Source organism: Sneathiella marina (genome assembly GCF_023746535.1).
Taxonomy (GTDB): Bacteria; Pseudomonadota; Alphaproteobacteria; order Sneathiellales; family Sneathiellaceae; genus Sneathiella; species Sneathiella marina.
This window is the reverse complement of sequence record NZ_CP098747.1, coordinates 2,791,827-2,811,204: the sequence shown is the minus strand read 5'-3', so window position 1 is coordinate 2,811,204 and position 19,378 is coordinate 2,791,827. Positions and strand designations below refer to the sequence as shown.

General features: G+C 50.3%; 20 protein-coding genes. 9 read left to right on the top strand and 11 right to left on the bottom strand.

The window, feature by feature from the left end; all coding sequences use genetic code 11:
* Positions 1-67: 67 nt before the first annotated feature.
* Both NBZ79_RS13485 and NBZ79_RS13480 read right to left on the bottom strand, forming a co-directional pair.
* Positions 68-778: a DnaJ domain-containing protein gene (locus NBZ79_RS13485; protein WP_251932996.1), complete on the bottom strand. Its 711-nt coding sequence runs from the start codon at positions 776-778 to the stop codon at positions 68-70.
* Positions 779-787: 9 nt separating this feature from the next.
* Complete coding sequence (locus tag NBZ79_RS13480; protein ID WP_251932995.1) at positions 788-1,495, bottom strand: hypothetical protein; 708 nt, start codon at positions 1,493-1,495, stop codon at positions 788-790.
* Between the two features lie 161 nt (positions 1,496-1,656).
* Between NBZ79_RS13480 and NBZ79_RS13475 the strand changes: the two genes are divergently transcribed.
* The 4 genes from NBZ79_RS13475 (at position 1,657) to NBZ79_RS19565 (ending at position 5,559) form a co-directional block, all read left to right on the top strand.
* Positions 1,657-2,955 carry an NAD(P)/FAD-dependent oxidoreductase gene (locus NBZ79_RS13475; RefSeq protein WP_251932994.1) on the top strand — a complete coding sequence of 433 codons (1,299 nt, stop codon included), beginning with the start codon at positions 1,657-1,659 and terminating at the stop codon, positions 2,953-2,955.
* The gene (locus NBZ79_RS13470; protein ID WP_251932993.1) at positions 2,955-4,283 is read left to right on the top strand and encodes an MATE family efflux transporter; all 1,329 of its coding nucleotides are present in this window, start codon (positions 2,955-2,957) and stop codon (positions 4,281-4,283) included. Before NBZ79_RS13475 ends, NBZ79_RS13470 begins: the two co-directional genes overlap by 1 nt.
* A 345-nt stretch (positions 4,284-4,628) precedes the next feature.
* A complete protein-coding gene (locus tag NBZ79_RS13465; protein ID WP_251932992.1) occupies positions 4,629-5,126 on the top strand; it encodes a DinB family protein in 498 nt (165 codons plus the stop codon).
* 307 nt (positions 5,127-5,433) lie between these two features.
* Positions 5,434-5,559 (top strand): hypothetical protein, encoded by a 126-nt coding sequence (locus NBZ79_RS19565; protein WP_256470218.1) that lies wholly within the window; start codon positions 5,434-5,436, stop codon positions 5,557-5,559.
* Between the two features lie 28 nt (positions 5,560-5,587).
* On the opposite strand, the gene NBZ79_RS13460 is transcribed toward NBZ79_RS19565, so the two are convergent.
* The 7 genes from NBZ79_RS13460 to NBZ79_RS13430 all read right to left on the bottom strand — a co-directional run bounded on the left by NBZ79_RS13460 (position 5,588) and on the right by NBZ79_RS13430 (position 10,625).
* Positions 5,588-6,499, bottom strand: a complete 912-nt coding sequence (locus tag NBZ79_RS13460) for a ketopantoate reductase family protein (protein ID WP_251932991.1) — start codon at positions 6,497-6,499, stop codon at positions 5,588-5,590.
* Between the two features lie 237 nt (positions 6,500-6,736).
* A complete protein-coding gene (locus NBZ79_RS13455; protein WP_251932990.1) occupies positions 6,737-7,795 on the bottom strand; it encodes an AbrB family transcriptional regulator in 1,059 nt (352 codons plus the stop codon).
* A gap of 10 nt (positions 7,796-7,805) precedes the next feature.
* The gene (locus tag NBZ79_RS13450; RefSeq protein ID WP_251932989.1) at positions 7,806-8,546 is read right to left on the bottom strand and encodes a hypothetical protein; all 741 of its coding nucleotides are present in this window, start codon (positions 8,544-8,546) and stop codon (positions 7,806-7,808) included.
* 12 nt (positions 8,547-8,558) lie between these two features.
* Positions 8,559-9,326 (bottom strand): SDR family NAD(P)-dependent oxidoreductase, encoded by a 768-nt coding sequence (locus tag NBZ79_RS13445; protein WP_251932988.1) that lies wholly within the window; start codon positions 9,324-9,326, stop codon positions 8,559-8,561.
* 113 nt (positions 9,327-9,439) lie between these two features.
* Positions 9,440-9,862: a DUF6691 family protein gene (locus NBZ79_RS13440; RefSeq protein ID WP_251932987.1), complete on the bottom strand. Its 423-nt coding sequence runs from the start codon at positions 9,860-9,862 to the stop codon at positions 9,440-9,442.
* A 1-nt stretch (position 9,863) separates the two neighbouring features.
* The gene (locus tag NBZ79_RS13435) at positions 9,864-10,307 is read right to left on the bottom strand and encodes a YeeE/YedE family protein (protein ID WP_251932986.1); all 444 of its coding nucleotides are present in this window, start codon (positions 10,305-10,307) and stop codon (positions 9,864-9,866) included.
* Entirely contained in the window at positions 10,308-10,625 is a 318-nt protein-coding gene (locus NBZ79_RS13430) for an ArsR/SmtB family transcription factor (RefSeq protein WP_251932985.1), read from the bottom strand.
* A gap of 95 nt (positions 10,626-10,720) precedes the next feature.
* Between NBZ79_RS13430 and NBZ79_RS13425 the strand changes: the two genes are divergently transcribed.
* Complete coding sequence (locus NBZ79_RS13425; RefSeq protein WP_251932984.1) at positions 10,721-11,581, top strand: MBL fold metallo-hydrolase; 861 nt, start codon at positions 10,721-10,723, stop codon at positions 11,579-11,581.
* A 10-nt stretch (positions 11,582-11,591) separates the two neighbouring features.
* Here the strand turns inward: NBZ79_RS13425 and NBZ79_RS13420 are convergent, their stop codons facing one another.
* Positions 11,592-13,019: a D-alanyl-D-alanine carboxypeptidase gene (locus NBZ79_RS13420; protein WP_251932983.1), complete on the bottom strand. Its 1,428-nt coding sequence runs from the start codon at positions 13,017-13,019 to the stop codon at positions 11,592-11,594.
* 238 nt (positions 13,020-13,257) lie between these two features.
* Between NBZ79_RS13420 and NBZ79_RS13415 the strand changes: the two genes are divergently transcribed.
* From NBZ79_RS13415 to clpA, 4 genes are all read left to right on the top strand, one after another.
* Entirely contained in the window at positions 13,258-13,950 is a 693-nt protein-coding gene (locus tag NBZ79_RS13415) for a hypothetical protein (RefSeq protein ID WP_251932982.1), read from the top strand.
* Between the two features lie 231 nt (positions 13,951-14,181).
* Positions 14,182-14,745, top strand: coding sequence for a phasin family protein (locus tag NBZ79_RS13410; protein ID WP_251932981.1), 564 nt, complete (start codon positions 14,182-14,184; stop codon positions 14,743-14,745).
* 225 nt (positions 14,746-14,970) lie between these two features.
* Complete coding sequence (gene clpS, locus NBZ79_RS13405) at positions 14,971-15,303, top strand: ATP-dependent Clp protease adapter ClpS (protein WP_251932980.1); 333 nt, start codon at positions 14,971-14,973, stop codon at positions 15,301-15,303.
* A complete protein-coding gene (gene clpA, locus NBZ79_RS13400) occupies positions 15,303-17,666 on the top strand; it encodes an ATP-dependent Clp protease ATP-binding subunit ClpA (protein ID WP_251932979.1) in 2,364 nt (787 codons plus the stop codon). The genes clpS and clpA overlap by 1 nt, the downstream gene beginning before the upstream one ends.
* A 76-nt stretch (positions 17,667-17,742) precedes the next feature.
* On the opposite strand, the gene NBZ79_RS13395 is transcribed toward clpA, so the two are convergent.
* Complete coding sequence (locus tag NBZ79_RS13395) at positions 17,743-19,221, bottom strand: adenylate/guanylate cyclase domain-containing protein (protein WP_251932978.1); 1,479 nt, start codon at positions 19,219-19,221, stop codon at positions 17,743-17,745.
* Positions 19,222-19,378: the final 157 nt, after the last annotated feature.

The window sequence follows — 19,378 nt, the reverse complement described above, 5'->3', positions numbered from 1 at the left end:
GATCGGGCAGCTTTCTCACTTAGAAGGAATATTGTGACAATTTAAGCGTAATTTACAGGGAACTGTTTTAATTTGTCTTAATCAGGACGTCTTTTGCTTCATTAATTTTGGCCGCCATATATTCCGAACCGTCATGGTCCGGGTGAAACTTTTTCATCAATTGGCGATGGGCCTTCTTTATTTGGGCTAAAGTCGCGTCATCCGTCAACTCCAGAATATCCAGGGCCTCGCGTCTGGTCATCGGGCCCGTGCCAGATTGTTTCCTGGTTTTCTGTTCTTTTGTCTGCTCTTCACTCGTTGCACCAGACGCGTCCGCTTGTGCGTGATAACGATCCAGAAAGCTATTTAGAATGGCGAGTGTCTGCGGGTCGTCCTGCGCTTCGTCGTGAAATTCCATAAGCTGGTCAAACGATAGCGTTGATAAAATATGCGATTCATACTTACCCTTTAATATTTGACCATCCATCTCGCCGCTATCGTGGTTGAGAGTGGCTTTTATCCAATCTGTTTCCACATCGGACTGCTGACCGGAAGAGGGAGCGTTGCCAGCGCCGAATAAAGGCTTGTTCCGAAGAAAAAACAAAGCGGCAATAACAAAGGGTGGGGCATATGCGAAACGTCCGGTGAGGATGAAGAAGCCGGCCAACAATGCACAGATTATCGTTGCCGAGATCCTCAGAGCTTTGACCAGTTTTTTTGGATCGGCATTTGCCAGACTGTTTCCGCCAATGAGCAGAGCTACAAATAACGACAGTCCAATAATAAAATAAGCTAACATTTCAGTAGTTTACTTTATTTGTTTCAACAACAACAGGGTCTCCCCCCCAGTTTTTTGGCTGAAATCACTTAACGCTTTCCGGCCGCCAGCAGCATAGGCGGCGACGGCGCGCAACAGATCCCTGAGTGCAGCAGCGCTGGCGGAATCAAACCGGCAATAGGCGCCCCCGGAAAGTTTTGCCATTTGCCGGAAGCATTGCTCGGCTAACCTGTCATATCCCTCCTGAAAGACAAATACCGGCACTTTCAACATGCCGAGCTGGCCCGAGAGATGGCAGAGGCGATCGGCATCCTCTTCCATGCAATCGCCGATATAAACGACCGCATTTACCGGATCTTTTTTTGTTTGCTTCAAGGTATGCTTCAAAACCTTTTCGATCTGGGTGTGGCCGCCAAGGCAATAGACTTTTGACATCGGTTTTGCCAACGCGCGGCTGTCATGGGTCCAGGCGGTTGCCTTGAATTCACCAAAGCCTCTGAAAAAAGCAATCTGTAACTCCAGTCCGCCGATGGCTGCGGCTTCGTCAAACATTTCTCGTTGCAGATGGCTGGCATGATCCCATGTGGGCTGGCGGCTAGCCGTTGCATCAATGGCGAAGATCAGCCGACCGCTTTTGCCCGGGGCCGACCGGACCGGCGTCGCCGCGACTTTAGCGAGAAACTCGGCGACGTCGTCGGTGCCGGATTTTTCGTCCGTTTTTTCTACATTCTTAGCCACGTTGCGAAACTTCCCCATTTATCTCAATGTCTTTTTGCTACTTACTTTACATAGGTCGCCATGAAAAACTTGCAAATACGAGCGCTAATCCCTTGCTCTTGAAGACGCAGTCTGATCAGAATAAAAAATTGCACTTGAAATTTCAACCAAAGGATAAATTAATGACGTCGGACGATCGCTTTGATGGATTGAAGGAGATCCCGTTCTGGTGGGAAGCGGCGGCACCGGAAAACATCTCCTTTTCCGAACCGGACACATGTTTTGATGTGGCGGTAATTGGCGGTGGTTACACGGGACTGTCTGCGGCGTTGACGTTGGCCAAAGCCGGCCACACTGTCGTAATAATAGAGTCTGAAAAACCCGGGTTCGGCGCCAGCAGCCGAAATGGCGGCATGATCGGAAATATGCTGAAACCGGGGCTAAATGGGTTGATTTCCATGTATGGCCAGGAAAAGGGAATCGCCATATATGGTGAAGCCCTTGCTTCGGTCGCGTTTATTGAACAGCGCCTATCAGAAGAAAATATTGAGTGTGACCTTACCATGACCGGACGGTTTTATCCGGCGGTACAGGCGTCGCATTTAGCATCGATGACACGAGACTTCGAAACGCGCCAAAAATATCTCAACGTCCCGGAAGAAATGGTTGGGCCGGCCGACTATGCGGAGGACGTGGATAGTGCAATTTATAAAGGCGGTCTTCGCCAGCATCATACGGGAGGGTTGCATCCGGCGAAATATGCTCAAGGATTGGCGAAAGCCGCGTTGCGGGCGGGGGCGACGCTTATGGCGCCCGTGCAGGCAAAGCAGATTTCGAGGCGTAAAGAGGGTTATACAGTTTCGACTTCAGGACCCCAGATCCGGAGCCGGCAGCTTTTGATCGCAACAAATGGATATAGCGGCGAGTTGTTTCCGTTCGTCCAGCGACGCGTCATTTCCATCGGCAGTACAATTGTTGCAACGGAAGAACTATCGGAAAATCTCGTAACCAGTTTGTTCCCGACAAAGCGCATGATTACGGATACGCGCAAAATGTTGAGCTATTACAGGCCTTCTCCCGATGGAAAACGCGTATTGCTAGGGGGCCGGCCAACGATTTTCCAGGCACCGCCGTTGCAACAGGCAAAAGCGTTACAACGACGCCTCACGTCTATCTTCCCGCAACTTAAATCTTCGGCCATCTCCCATGTCTGGTCCGGCAAGGTAGCTTACGGGTTTAATCCTTTACCAACCATCGGTCAGCATGAAGGCATTTACTATGCCATGGGATATTGCGGATCAGGCGTTGCCATGTCCGGTTATATGGGGCACAAAGCCGCCTTGAAGATGCTGGATCATCCAGACGGTGAAACTGCCTTTGATGATTTACCGTTTGAAGATCGTTTCTATTATAATGGCACACCCTGGTTTCTGCCGCCGGCGATGATCGGTTATAAAATCAGAGATTATTTCGGAATTTGATGTCGTTTAAGAGATTTTTCGCCGCCTCCAGCCATGGGGAGGTTTGGCGCCTTGCCTGGCCGATAATCCTGTCGAATTCTTCTGTCCCTTTACTGGGAGCCGTTGACACGGCCGTTGTTGGCCATCTTCCGGATGCCCATTATATAGGGGCTGTGGCAATCGGGGCCATGATGTTCAGTTTCCTGTATTGGGGATTTGGTTTTCTGCGCATGGGAACAACCGGGTTCGTTGCCCAGGCGGCAGGCCAACAGGATCCGGACGAGATTCGGGCCGTCATGGGGCGGGCGCTCCTGCTATCTCTGATAATATCTGTTTTTGTGCTTGCCCTTCAGAACGTTGTTCTATGGGTCGCTTTGAATTTGATCGATAGTTCTGCGGCGGTGGAGGCGGGGGCTTCCGAGTATTTTTCCATTCGCGTTTGGGGCGCACCTGCCGTTCTGGCCAATTATGCGCTGATGGGGTTTTTTATCGGAACCAAAAATACCCGGGCCGCATTGATGGTCCAGATTTTTATGAACGGCCTGAATATTGTACTGGATTTGGTCTTTGTGCTTGGGCTGGGATGGGATGTGGCGGGTGTCGCGACAGCGACCCTTATTTCCGAAGTCAGTGCCTGCCTGTTCGGCGCCTATCTCGTACGGCGACACCTGCTCAAACTCGGCGGCACATGGGTCCGCTCCAGTTTGTTTGCCGGTGGTAAGATTGCTCAGCTATTGCGGGTTAATTTCGATATTTTCATTCGCTCAATCCTGCTTATCTTTGCTTTTGCCTATTTTACGGCTCAGGCGGCATCAAAAGGCGATACGACCCTTGCAGCTGTCGCCGTGTTGATGAACTTCATGCATATCATGGCCTATGGCCTGGACGGTTTTGCTTTCGCAACAGAGGGGATGGTGGGGTCGGCCTTGGGGGCGAAAAAACCGGCGCTGTTGCGCGAGATCGTATTGGTCAGCAGTTTTTGGGCCTTGATAGTTGCCACGATATACGCCCTTGTTTACGCTTTGTTTGGGCCGTCCCTCATCAACCTGTTGACGAGCATTCCGGATGTCCGGGAGCAAGCGAAAGACTTCCTGCCCTGGATGATGGTGGCGCCGCTCATCTCCATTTGGTCTTACCAGCTTGACGGCATTTTTATTGGCGCCGTTCAATCAAAGGAGATGCGGAACGGCATGATTATCTCATTCCTTTTATATATGACCGGCATGCAGATTTTCGATAATTTCTGGGGGGCAAACGGGTTGTGGGCTGCGTTGATGCTGTTTATGGCGGCACGCGGCGTCACCTTGGCGCTTGTCTACCCACGGGTCGAGCGACGCGCTATGACGTAGAGCCGTAGAGTTGAGACCTGCTTACGGCGACGTGCTAAACGTCGGGCCCGTGGCCTTCAAGTTCATTAGGCTGATGGCGCGATTTGCCGAGCCTACAACAGTGGGGACTTCCGGTTTTGATCCTAAGCGGACATTCGTTTGAAGGGCTCAAAGGCCCGCAATGCGGACATAGTGTTTACACCAGCTGCTTGACTTCATCCAAGATATAACCGAAATTCCGAATAGGGTTGCCCTCCAAACATCCTAGCTCATGCTAGACACAATGTTGGCGATGGGCGTCAAACAGAACGCCTTCCAACAGGCATCCCAAATCATCCTACATTTAAAACTATTGGAGATTGATAAATGATATCAGTTGAATATTGCCGAACCATGGCCCGCTACAACAGTTGGCAGAATAACTCTTTAGTCACCGCCGCTGATGGTCTCGCAAATGTAGATCGTTGGAGGGATCGAGGTGCATTTTTCCAATCAATAGCGGCCACCCTCAACCATATTTATTGGGCAGACGCCTTGATATTGCAGCGATTGAAGGGAAACGAACGTCCAGAGCAAACTATCAAGCACACTCTTACCGATCCATCGGATTGGGATGACTTCAAGCTGCTTCGTTCGCAGCGCAATGACGAAATCGAGAAATGGGCAACCCAATTGCTCGATGCCGACCTCAACGGAATAGTTGCTTGGTATATAGGGGGCGGGTCAACACGGATCGAAAGGTCAAGGGCGCTCTGTGCAACCGAGCTGTTCAATCATCAAACCCACCACCGAGGCCAAGTCCACGCAATGCTTACCGCGGCAGGTGCGAAGCCAGAGCCCTCTAACCTTTCAATGATGCCGTAGCTCATCCGCTTTGGGCTCAGAGCTGACATTAGATATCTTCCCTCAACGTCTTCTCTTGGCACATAGCAGCCTCTCCAATCATGTAGCCGAAGGAATATCCAGCAGAAAGCTAGTGGTCAAATTGTCCGTCGTATTTGCAATCCATCACGCTGCCCTTGTTATCTTTCGGTTTTGAGCCAAGACGGCTTTTCGTGGTGTATGCGCAAGGTCTGGACAGAATCCAGTCTTGACGTAGCGGGTGGAGTTGAGATCCGCTAATGGCTACGTACTAAACGTCGAGCTCGTGGCCTTCAAGTTCGTTAGGCTGATGGCGCGATTTGACCAGTCTACAATCGCAATGACGTCCGGTTTTGACCCGAAGCTGCCGTCGGCACCTGCAGCGCCAGTAATGGCAGCGGATTTACGAACAAGTGCAACACGGGCAGGAGACTAACAGCTTGAGGTTGCTAAATCCTCGCTGGTTAGGCGGCGAAGGGTTTGAGAGCCCGATAGAACACCGTGTTGATGGGTGTCGGCACTCCCAGTTCCTGGCCCAGGCGGTGGACGGAACCACAGATACTGTCGCTTTCGATGGCCTTGCCGGCCGCCAGATCATTGGCCATGGACGTTTTCCAGGCAGGGTCCACGTTCTGCACGAATTCCTTAATATCCTCAAAGATTTGGGCCGGGACCTTGATCCCCCGCGCATCGGCCACGGCAATAACCTCCGCCATGGCATCGAAGGCCAGTTGCAGGGTTTCCGGTGTGGTGCCAATCGTGCGTAACGGCAGACGGGTCAAACTGGTCAGGGAAGAAAAGGTCGCGAAGGCAACGAATTTACTCCAGATCACGGGATGAATATCATCGCTGCCGTTGACATCCAGACCGGCCTTTTTGGTCAGCGTCACGAAGGCTTCCAGCCGGCTCGACATCTCACCATTCCATTCACCGACCGTGGTTTGGCTGCCCGCGCCCACATGACGAATGACGCCGGGTTTTTCGATCATCGCGAGCGCAAAGGTGGCGCCCGGTAAGACGGCTCCCGTACCGTAACGATCAGCCAGAATATCGATCCCCTCGATACCGTTCTGAAAACAAATAATCCCCGTCTTTGGACCGACGATGGGCGCGATCAGTTCGCAAGCCGCCCGTGTATCCGCGCCTTTCACCGTGAAGATCACAAAATCGGCGACGGACTCTCCAGTCGGGTCGTCGACCGCGTGCACTGAAGAGAGGGCAACGTCGCCGGTCTGGCTCATAATTTTCAGGCCCGAGGTTTGCATTGCCTGCAAATGGTCGCCTCTGGCGATAAACATCACCTCCGCCCCGGCCTGTGCCAATAGGCCGCCGAATAGGCCACCCAGGCCTCCGGACCCCATAATCACAATACGCATCAAAATGCCTCCCCCACAGTTCGGTGAGAGTGTAGCGAAAAGTGCTCGGTTAAACCATGTGCAATAATTGGGTGATCGAAATGTCCGCTATTGGCACAAAGCAGCCTCTCCAATCATGCCGCAGAAGGAACATCCAGCAGATAGTTGGCGGTCAATTTGTCTGCACTGCTGCCATTGCACTAAACGGGAATTTCCTTCGCATCCAAACTCTATCATGCGGCCACCGTTGTTTTCCGGTTAGGAGTCCTGCTCCTGATTTCTCTTTTGGCGGAGAACAAGCCGGTCAAAAGCAGAATATGCCATTGGCACAAGGGCGATAATCAGCGAAATCCGGATGGCATGCATGATGGAGACAAAGGCAACATCTATTCCCATGGCAAGGGCAACCAGCGACATTTCGGCCAGCCCGCCGGGACTGAGTGCGAGGATCACACCGGCAACACTCACACCAATTGTTTCTGCAAATATCAGCGCAAAGATCGAGGCAATTAAAATCATGATGATTGTCGAGACAAAACTTAACCCGAGGACATGGCGGATCTCGGAGAATTTGGTGCCGAGAAACCGGGCGCCGATGGCGGTTCCAATGACCAATTGCGCCATATATACCAAGATCATGGGCGGTGCTACGTCGGTCACGCCAGTGATTTGGAACGCTGCGGTCACCAGCAACGGCCCCATCAGGTGATAGGCGGGCAGGCGGCAAATCCGCCCGATGGCGTAGCCAAGGAGAGCGGCAATGACCAGCAACCCATCACCAACCAGATCCTTGATCGACCCAAATAGCGGGATCACATCCTCCGTGTTTGAAAAGCCGATACCGTAGCGGAAGAACAACGGGACTGTCATCACAAGGATCAGGATGCGGGAGGCATGAATTAGGGCGATAACCGGGCCATTTCCCCCCTTGGCATCTCCCATTTCATACATAACGTTAAACCCGCCAGGCGCAGCGGCGAAATAAGCGGTCACCGGGTCAAATTTTCCGATTTTCCGGTAAAACAAATACACGGCGACCATGCTGAGGATAACACTGGCAAACAGTAGCAAAAGGCCGCCACTCCATTGTGCTAGCGCGTCCAGTGTATCGGTTGAGAACCCGCTGCCCAGCATGACACCCAATACGGCGGTCATGATTTTACGTAACGGGTCGTTGACTTTAACATCGACACCGCGAAGCGCCGCGATGGTTGCGAAAGTCATTGAACCCAGCATCCAGGCAAGAGGGAGGTCTGCCGCAAAAAATAGCCCCCCGCCAAGGGCGCCAATCAAAAGAGCTTTTACGGTTCTGTTCATGGCCAGGCTTTCAATCCAGATAGGGTGCGTTGGGGAAAAGCACCGTAATTCCGGAGTGGATAAAAGGCTCCGTTTTCTGACTTATCATGGCCGTTCGTTTCAGGCGGGTTAGTCGATTGCTAATATTTTCCAGAATAAAGTCCTCAAGCGCTGTATCCGGCGCAAGCCGGCGGCGTATTTCTTCCTGCATGGCGCGCTGGTCCAGTTTCAGAAGATGTGTCTTTTTCGCTGGAATTCCTTTTAACAAGACCGGCTTTCCGTCCAGTAACAGGCTTCCGCGCAAGCTAATATAAGCATGAAGGTTTTTGATTGGGCCGGTCGCCTCGCATTGGATTGTAACCCCTTCAAGATGTGCAAAATGGTAATTCATTCCGATTGCTTCGGTTTCATGCATGCGTTGGAGTTCCGCCTCGGTAAGCCAGGTGATATGTACTCGGCTTTCGATACCCGGAACGGTACACAGAGCGGCGGCAATAGAGCCATAAGAGGAAAAATGTGCAGAATAGGTGCAGGCAATGTCGCTCATTGTTGCGGCTGTGACGGGAATGGCAATATCCGACCTGGCGCCGTATTTCCTGAGCAGCTGTTCAGGTGCGCCATTGGATCCGCAAGCGAGAACCGGCTGACGATCGGTTAGATCAATGTCACCAGGTAAATTCTTGGCGATCCCTCCTGAAAACAGGTAAGAGGTTTCGGGCCTCTCATAGGGATAGCCAAGGGCGCGGTCAATTTTTGCGGTTTGTGCTTTCAAGATTTGACTGGCTTACCCGACCAGATGCATACCACCATCAAGAATGATGATTTCACCGGTGATCATATTGGCACCGTCGATAAACCAGGCGGCGGTTTCCGCAATATCTTCAGGTGTACAGACTTTTGCCAGCGGCACCTTTTTAACAAGGCTCTGTTTATAGGCTTCATACTTGTCTTCACCATAGCCTTGTAACAACCAGCGGGTTTCAATAAAACCTGGACAAATTGAATTTACGCGAATTTCGGGTCCCAATGTCCTGGCGAGTGCTTTGGTCATGGAATTCAAACCACCTTTTGACGCAACATAGGCGATGCAGGATCCGATACCATGTGTCCCGGCAACAGAGGAAATCATCACAATGGAACCACGGCCGGTTTGCTTCATGTATGGCGCAACAGCGCGGGACATCTGGTACGGACCGATGGTATTTACCGCGTAAATATCCTGAAAATCCTGAGCGGACAGACCATCGAGATCGTCATGAGCAACGAACTTTGTCCGACCGGCATTATTGACCAATCCATCAAGACGGCCCCATTTTTCCATTGTTTCCGCCGCCATGCGTCGGCAATCCTCATCCTTGGAGACATCTGCCTGACACAGCAATGTCTCGACGCCGTGGCTTTCGCACAAAGCAACTGTTTCTTCAGCTTCTTTCAGGCTTCGCGTGTAATTGACGGTAACATTGTAGCCTTTTTCGGCGAGACCCACGGCGATACCCGCGCCGGCACCAGTTGCAGACCCTGTGACAATGGCAACTTTATTCGATGAACTCATGATTTTTCCATTTTTTTTCTTGTTTCAATGCAGACGTTCAGACTAGCTATGAAAGCCTGTCAGGTAAAATGGAAAAGACCGCTGATCTCTAAAATATGGAAATGAAACTGAGGCTAGGCGGGATTTAACGATCGCAACCCGATCTTGGCGAGTGTGATGCCGACAATCATAGCACCCACAAAAATAAAGACTTTCTCGTTCCCATAGGCGAGGGCACTCAAGGCCGGACCGGGGCAAAATCCGCCAAGCGCCCAGCCGATGCCAAACAAGCCGGCGCCGGCAAGCAATTGGGGATCAATGTCCTGTTTTGTTGGCAAGATCAGCTTGCCGCCAAAGACCGGTGTTGGCCGGTTGAGTATAAATCTGAAACTGATGATGGTCACCAGTACACCACCCGCCATGACGAAGAGCAGGCTGGGATCCCAGTTTCCCGTTATATCAAGAAACCCGATGATCTTGCTGGGGTTAACCATGCCCGACAAGGCCAGGCCAAAACCGAATACTCCGCCGCTTATCAGGCTAATGATATTGAGCATCTTACCCTCCAACAATCAGGCGCAGGATAAAGACGGTAAGGGCGGCGACCCCGACAAAAGTGACAGTCGCGATGATGGACCGAACCGATAACCGTCCAATACCGCAGATCCCGTGACCGCTGGTGCAGCCAGCGCCGACATAGGTTCCGATTCCGACAAGTAATCCGGCAAGGATTAAAAGGGCGGTATGGGCCGTTTCGCTCAAGCCGTACGGATTGATATTCATTGCCGACATATCCCCGCCCAAAGCGGGATATAGGCCCGCCCCGACAATCAAACCGACAATAAACAGGATCCGCCAAAGGCTGTCTTTACTGTCAAAAGGGATCAGTCCAGCCAATATACCGCTGATCCCGGCCAATCGACCGGCCATCAACAGAAGGGTGGCAGAAACACCGATGAGGAGGCCGCCAGCCAGGGATGCATAGGGGGTGAAGTTTTCCATTTACTTAAAATCCACACAATAGAGGGCATACAGAACTGAAATGACCATTGTCGCCTCTTCTCCTTTCAAGGAGTAATACACCGTTCGTCCCTCACGCCGGGTTTTTACCAGACCGTCTTTTCGGAGCAATGAGAGTTGCTGAGATACGGAGGAGGGGCGCATCTCCAGTGCTATGGCGAGTTCATTTACCGAGCACTCCGTTTCATTCATCTGGCAGAGCAACAACAGGCGGGTTTCACTGGAGAGGGATTTCATTAGCGCGCAGGCATTGGCGGCTGCCGTTTTCATATCGCGTATTGCAAATTTTTTTACCTTCATATATCTGTATCTATGTATATATAGAGATATAGTCAAGAACAATTATTCATGCTTAGATATTCTGAACGAGAAGAGTTCAGTGCAAGGAGACAAGAATGAGCCCCGAGGTGAAGGCCTTTTTTCATGAGCCCACATTTACAGTAAGCTATGTGGTCTCCGACCCGGATAGCAAACGGGCCGTTATTATCGATAGTGTCCTTGATTTCGATATCAAATCAGGCCGCACGGCGACAACGGCAGCAGATGACATTGTCAGGTTTGTCACAGATGCGGGTCTTGCCGTCGACTGGATACTGGAAACTCATGTGCATGCGGACCATCTGACTGCGGCGCCGTATCTACAGCAAAAACTGGGTGGTGTGATCGGTATAGGGCAGGAGGTCGGAGTGGTGCAGTCCGAGTTTAAGAAGGTCTTCAATTTCGGGCCTGAAATGAACACGGACGGGTCTCAGTTTCAACGGTTGTTTCAGGATGGCGAAGAGATTCCGGTCGGCGAACTTACCCTTGAAATTCTTGCAACACCGGGCCATACGCCCGCTTGTATTGTCTATAAGATTGGGGATGCGGCCTTTGTCGGCGATACGATGTTCATGCCCGATTACGGCTCTGCCAGATGTGATTTCCCCGGCGGCGATGCCCGTGTGTTATATCAATCGACCCAGCGGATTTTATCCCTGCCTGCGGAAACCAGGTTATTCATGTGCCATGACTATGGCCCTGGCGGGCGGGCATATGCCTGGGAGACCTCTGTTGCGGAGCAACGTAAAGACAATATTCATTTGCATGACGGAATGAGCGAAGAGGAGTTCGTTGTCCTGCGAGAAGGGCGGGATGCGGATTTGGGAATGCCTGCATTGATCATTCCCTCCGTTCAGGTGAACATGCTGGCGGGTAAGTTTCCACAAGCCGAAGAGAACGGTGTGGCTTATTTAAAAATGCCCGTCGATTTGTTGTAGCTGATGTGGGTTAAGATCGGCTTTTCTCTGCGATATACGCTGGTAAGTCGAGACTGGGCGAGACAACAAAGCAGGAAAAGCGTCGCTCTGACAGGCTATGGCAGGCGGCGCGGGCTTCGACCTCGTTGAAACCGATCATTTGAGCTCGGTAGAAAGGCTTTCCGTTTGAGATGGCTCTTTCGATATTGACCCGGCGGCCATCCAGATGGCCATCGGCTTGAGCAGCGGCTTTGGAAAGTTGATCGCGCGCCGTCGTAACACGGCTATACGCGCCGATCTGAATTGCCCATTTTTCTTCCACAGCCGTAGCCGTTAATTCCTTGGAAGGTGCCGTGATCATGGCGCGTGGTTTCGATCCGGTATTGCCGCCTTTAACGACTTTAATATCGTTCAGGGTTGCCGGTTTCTTAAACTGCGAGGGCTCCGGCGCCGACGTGATAACCTCTGCGACCTGAACGGCCTTCGGTTTCGGTTTTGCCTTAGGATTGGTATGGGGAGAGCCCAACGCAATCAATGCCGGTTTATAGGCAGGCAAGGGAACGCTGGAAGGGCTGGCTTTTTCGATCCGGGCAAAGCTGCGGTCCAGTAAAGAGGCCATATGCTTGTCGCGGCTTTTGGCTGTTCGGCCGCCAAAAATCACGCCGACAAGCCGGTGGTTGCCGCGCTTGGCTGAGGCTACCAAATTGAACCCAGAAGCGCGGATATACCCGGTTTTAATGCCGTCCGCTCCTTTGTATTTTTTAAGCAGATTATTGTGGTTCTTGTGATTGCGGCCTTTGTAATTGAATTTTTCCATTGCCATGAAATGATAAAATTGCGGAAATTCATGAATAAGTGCCGCCCCAAGAAGGGCCATATCACGGGCTGTGCTTTTCTGACGGCGATTTGGGAGTCCGCTGGCATTTCGAAAACTCGTCCGCCGCATTCCAAGGCGTTTGGCGGTTGCCGTCATTTTCAAGGCAAAAGCCTGTTCTGTCTTGGCCATACCTTCGGCAAGAACGGTCGCCGCATCATTTGCCGATTTGGTGATCAGCGCAAATACCGCGTCCCGGACAGTAATTGTCCCGCCTTTCTTTAGCCCCAGCTTCGTTGGCGCCTGGCCGGCAGCCCGTGCGGAGACACTGAGCTTCTGATCGAGGCGCAGACGACCTCTGTTCAGCGCATCAAACGTCATATACAGGGTCATAATTTTCGTGAGCGAAGCGGGATACAATTTTGTATCTGCATTTCGGGAATAAAGAACTTCACCGGTGCGACTGTCCATGACAAGGGCCGCATAACGCGCAAAACTTGTAGCCGGCTGAAAGATCACCAGAAAGGCCAGAATAAAAACAGAAATCGGCACCAAATATCGAATTTCAAAAACCCGATTGCGGATACCGCTGTAACAACGCCCTCTAAATAATTGGCCCGTAATATATTTTTTAATATTGCTCAAAATGAATCCGGTTCGTCAAAATTTACTGTTACTGTTACACGCCGATATCACTTAACGGCGCCGAGTGTAGAAAATACTGCGAATCATGTCCATCAAAATTCCGATTAATTTCATTTAATTCCCAGATAAACAAACTGTGTTTTCCTTAATACCGCTCGTCACTTTCGTCATTTTCAACTATAAAAAAAGATAGTTAATATCTGGTAACTTTAATGACCCCAAATCAGAGGTTCCTAAAATGAATGTCCTGAACCGTCTTTTTACTTTTGGAATTTTGGCTGCAGTTTTGGCCTCCTGCACATCTGAAGGGGGAACGAGTAACCCGCTGGTCCGCCCGTTTGAATGGTTTTCCTATGCCAATGGTGATGATATTCGTAAAAGCTGTGAGCCCGGAACAGTATCCCGATACAGGATGATTTATAACGGTCTTTATGATGAACAAATCAGGACATACAATATTTCGCAATGGCCAGGCGCCAAAGAAGCGGAGCAGATTACCCGCGTATTCAAGGGTGGAATCAGCACAGACTGGTCGATAAGTTCTGCAGGTTTGAATATTGCCGGCACGCATACCAGTAAGAAAATTATAAGTTTGAAGGATCTGGTCGCAATCGAAAAGGCATTAATCAAGGAAGGGTTTGAACAGCCGGCGATAAAAGGACAGGTCCTGCATTCCGATGAATTTTACTGGATTGCCATGGTTTGCCGGGATGGTGTGTTTAAATATTATGCCTGGACAGATAGAAACGCAGATATTGCCAAGTTACCTTTTCGGGAGGTTCTGTCGAAAGGGGATGAAACAGGCATTGCCTTCCTGGAGCCATATGTTCCAATACAGTACAGCCGAAACTCCCGGTATTACAGTGGACGTGGACGGGGCGGCAGCACTTACTTCACCATGCAGGTAGGTGACAACGGGCTGGATTTGTAGAAATTTTGCGGCATTTACTGTGTGAATTTTTTGTTGCAAAGCCATATTATTTTTCAAATCAAAGCGATGTAACATAAAAATACGTTATAAAACAAAATATTATCAGGCGTTTAATTTTTTTGTGCACTGCACAATAAATCATTGACATTGACTTTTCTAATATTATATAAGGTTCACATTGTTGCAGTGCAGCAAAACTTATTTGGGACGTTAATCTGAAAGGTTAAGTCAATGGCTACGAAGAAAACAACGACTAAAACGACAATTGATCCAACTGAAGTAACAAAAGAACTTGAAGATATGGTGGCAACTGGCCGCAAATCTCTTCAGGATGCTTTTATTACCGGTGCAGAAGCAGCTGAAAAAGCATTCAAGTCAAACACAGAAACTTTTAAAACCAACTACGAAAAAGCTCTTGCTGAAGGCAAGTCCGGTTTTGAAAAAGCTGTTAAAACTTTTGAAGGCTCTCAGTTCTACGACAAAGACAATTCAGAAGCATTTGTAAAAGCCGGCAATGCCGCAGTTGAGAAAAGTGAAAAACTCAGTGCTGCTCTGCTCGACTTTGGCACAGATCGCCTTCAGGAAGTCTTCAACGTAACGCGCACAATTGCAGAAACTGAAGATGTTACCAAGGTTGTTGAAATCCAAACTGAATTTGCCCGTACTTCTGTTCAGACATATGTCACAGAAATCAGCAAATTGAATGCTTTGGTTGTTGATGCAACGAAATCAATGGTTGAGCCATTTGGCGCTCAATATGCTGCGAACCTGGACATGTTTTCTAAACAGGCCTAATCCGCGCAACTCAGTACAGCTTCCCTGAAAGGCTCGGACTTCGGTCCGGGCCTTTTTTGTGTCAATTATCAATAAAAAGCAAAAATTGTACATATTTTCGTATCTCGGTAAGAATTTTTTTTGAATTTCCTGATAAGGTATATACTTAAGTGGATAGGGTGCGAATTTTGACCCACCAGTTTATGGTGATGCAGGATAGGAGTTTCTAGTTCGTTGAAGATTTTGATGAGTGACAACGATAAGAAAGATGGCAATAAAGGTGGTGCAGGGACAGGCGTCGTTACCAAGACGAAGCCAAAAACCAAAAAACCATCTCTGTGGCGCGTCGTTTTGCTGAATGACGATTATACGCCCATGGAATTTGTAGTTTACGTTTTGCAAAAATTCTTCAATATGGATGAACAGACAGCCGTTCAGGTTATGTTGCATGTTCATCAGAAAGGTGTCGGAAATTGCGGCGTGTTTCCATATGAAGTCGCAGAATCAAAAGTATCTCAGGTTATTGACCACGCTCGTGAAAACCAGCATCCCCTACAATGTACGATGGAGAAAGAATAGTGCCCGGATTTTCTAACTCGCTTGAAGAAACATTACATCGTGCCATGGCCCTTGCGACAGCACGCCGACATGAATTCGCGATGCTTGAGCATTTATTGCACTCCCTAACGGAAGATCAGGATGCCGCTGCGGTCATGCGCGCCTGCAATGTGGATCTGGATCAACTCCGGTCTGATCTTGACACGTTCATTACGGATGAGCTCGACGACTTGGTGATGGATGGCTTTGTTGAGGCCCGTCCGACTTTGAGTTTTCAAAGAGTCGTCCAGCGCGCCTTGATTAATGTTGAAAGTTCGGGCCGTGAAGAGGTAACGGGTGCGAACGTTCTGGTTGCGATCTTTTCCGAACGGGAAAGCCATGCCGCTTATTTTCTGCAGAAGCAGGAAATGACCCGGCTGGATGCGATCAGCTATATCAGTCACGGCGTTGCGAAATCACCGGGTAAGGAAACAACGCGGGTCATTCGGGGAACCGATGGAGAGTTTAATCCCGAACAGGAAGTGCCCGGCGATGAAGAAGAAAAAGCCGAGGTGCTGGAAGCGCTGGATGCTTATTGTGTTAATCTCAATGAAAAAGCAGCCGGTGGTAAAATCGATCCGCTCATTGGCCGCGCGGAAGAAGTCGAGCGGACCATTCAGATTTTATGTCGTCGCTCGAAAAATAATCCACTTTATGTGGGGGATCCAGGCGTTGGAAAAACAGCGATTGCTGAAGGCCTGGCACGACGTATTGTTCATGGCGATGTCCCCAGTGTGCTATTACCGGCGGTAATTTATTCGCTGGATATGGGGTCACTGCTGGCGGGAACACGATATCGCGGTGATTTCGAAGAACGCCTTAAAGCTGTCATTACAGAGCTGCAAGGTCTCGAGAACGCTGTATTGTTTATCGACGAAATTCATACAATTGTCGGCGCGGGCGCGACCAGTGGCGGGGCCATGGATGCCTCTAACCTGCTGAAACCGGCGTTGGCCAGCGGCGACATCCGCTGCATTGGCTCAACCACCTATAAGGAATTTCGCAGTCATTTTGAAAAAGATCGGGCGTTGCTGCGCCGGTTCCAGAAAATTGATGTGCGTGAGCCCAGTGTGGAAGACAGCATCAAGATCCTGAAGGGCCTCAAGCCCTATTTCGAAGAATTCCACAGCATCCGCTATACTGCGGAAGCAATCCGAACAGCTGTCCAGCTTTCAGCCCGCTATATCAATGACAGGAAATTGCCGGACAAGGCAATCGATGTCATCGATGAAGTCGGCGCGGCGCAAATGCTGAAGCCTGAAAGCAAACGCAAAAAAACGGTGGGCGTTAAGGACGTGGAAGCTGTCGTGGCTAAAATCGCCCGCATACCACCGAAATCGGTTTCCAAGGAAGATACAGAGAGCCTGCGCAAATTGCATGTTGATCTGGAGCGGGTTGTTTTTGGACAGGACGCCGCCATTGAAGCGCTGTCTGGATCGATCAAGCTGGCTCGTGCTGGTTTGCGTGAACCTGAGAAACCCATCGGGTCTTACTTGTTCTCCGGGCCAACCGGGGTGGGTAAAACAGAAGTCGCCCGGCAACTAGCCTCGATCATGGGCCTCAATCTCGTGCGCTTTGATATGTCCGAATACATGGAACGTCACACGGTTAGTCGCCTGATCGGTGCGCCTCCGGGATATGTTGGCTTTGATCAGGGCGGGCTGCTGACCGATGCCATCGACCAGCAACCTCATTCCGTGCTGTTGCTCGACGAAATTGAAAAAGCCCATCCGGATCTATTTAACATCTTGTTGCAGGTCATGGATCACGGCAAGCTTACCGATAATAATGGCAAGCAAGTGGATTTCCGCAATGTGGTTTTGATCATGACAACTAACGCCGGCGCGCAGGAAATGGCGAAACAGGCCATTGGCTTTGGCAGTGATGTCCGGGTTGGCGAAGATGAGGAAGCGATCAAGCGGTTATTTACGCCGGAATTCCGGAACCGTCTGGACGCAATCATTCCTTTTGCTCCGTTGCCGCCGGAAGTGGTATCGCGGGTGGTGGAAAAATTCGTCTTGCAATTGGAAACACAGCTTGAGGATCGCAATGTAACTATCTCTCTTTCCGATCCGGCGGCAAGCTGGCTGGCGAAGGAGGGCTATGATGTCAATAACGGGGCGCGACCTTTGGGCCGGGTCATACAGGACAAGATCAAGAAACCCCTGTCCGAGGAGCTGTTATTTGGCAAACTGGCAAAGGGCGGCCATGTCACTGTTGGTGTGAAAGCCGGAGAGCTGACCTTCAAGATCGAGAGCGCCGAAGAGCTCAATCGAAAAGAGGATGCAGATAAGCGCAAAAAGAAGAAGGGTCCGAGCAAGGATGTTGCGACGGCTGATAAATAGCCCTCATTAGGATCAGGCAATTAAACCCTCTCTTGCTCTCGGGCAAGGGAGGGTTTTTTATTATATGCTCCGCCTGCTATGAAAGCGGCTCTTCAATCTCGGCGATCGCTTTTCTTAGTTTTTGCACAGCGGACTGTTTGTCGCTATCCGACATTTTTTCCGTGTCAAGGTCGAGGGAAAACCCCGGGAGGGAGGATGAACCGGCGGTGGCGTCATCAAGAGCGCCGGTGACACGGAACGTTCGAATGGGTTTCTGGAAACCTTTTACTGTTATGGCAGCCTGTTCTTCCGCTTGCAGCCATTCCTTGACCAGCGAATAGGTTTCATTGGCAAGTAAAATGCCACCAATGTCAGAGGCGGTTTCCAGGCGCGCCGCAAGATTTACCTCATTGCCGATGATGGTGTAATCCATCCGTTCTTCACTGCCGATATTTCCAACCGTACAATATCCCGTATTAATCCCGATCCGGATGGCGAAAGGGCGCTCAATCAACCCTTGATCCTGCCATCCGATTTGCAGGTCCTTAAGCCGTTTTTGCATTGCAATGGCCATATGCACGCAGGCGGCGGCGTCTTCCTTAACGCCCTTTGTCTCGGGATCTCCAAAATAGACGACGATGGCATCACCGATAAACTTGTCGATGGTCGCCCCATGCTCGAGCGCAATTTTCGACATTTCCGTAAGATAATGGTTCAATAGAGCCGTCAGTTCCTCCGATTCCAATTGGTCCGTTATCTCGGTAAAGCCTGCAATGTCCGAGAAAAAAACCGTGAGTTTCTTCCGTTTCGAGGCAATCTCGACTTTCTGTTCTCCCCTGAAAATGGATTGGTATAGCTGCGGGGACATATATTTTCCGAGCTGTGTCGAGATGACTTCTAGAACCCGACGCCGTTCCAACTCCGCCAGCCTGTTCTCAACACGGAGGCGGACATTTATTTTTGTTTCTTTCCCGTTGAGCCAGATAATCCAGGCCAGGGTAGGCAAACCGCACAGGCACAGGAACAAGAGAAGCTCGGCATCAATGACATCGTAGATATAAGCCCCGATCGCATTTGCCAGTGCAACCGGTCCGGCAAACCCCGCCGCAACACGAACCATGGTTGAATTCAAAAAAGCCCCGGTATAGGCAGTTACATACATAACCCAAAGCAGGATGACCCCGTCTACAGGATCTGTAACAGCAAGGAGGATGAAAATGGTTGCCGCCCATAGCAGCCCGACAGTCAACGTATAGATCTCCAATACGCGAATACGCCGGATACTCACTTTTGCCGGCCGAGGTTTGCCTCGAAGCCGGAAATAGCCGCGCATTGGAAGGAGTGTGGACAACAGAAGTGCAATAAGCAGATAAATAGCACCGGACTGTAGGGCATAATCCCAATAGATGTAAAATACTAAAAGGATGAGCCCAAAGCTGCCAAAAGAGATGACCGGCATATTGGCTTGTACTTGAACAGATTGTTCAATTCTAATCTCGTTCTGAAGTGTCTCATTGTCTATGGTCAGGGCAGGGCGGGCTCTCGATGGATTACTTTCGGATATTTGTACCGTCATCGTATTTCTCAGCTAATTACTCAGTCCCGTTAGGGTTTTATTGTGTAGAACAGACATTAAAGAACTGGCTAGAGTATAAGCCATATCTGATATTTGCCTAGATATCTGTGAAATTTTCTTATTCGCACGCACAGAGCCTTGATAACCAGAAGCCGCA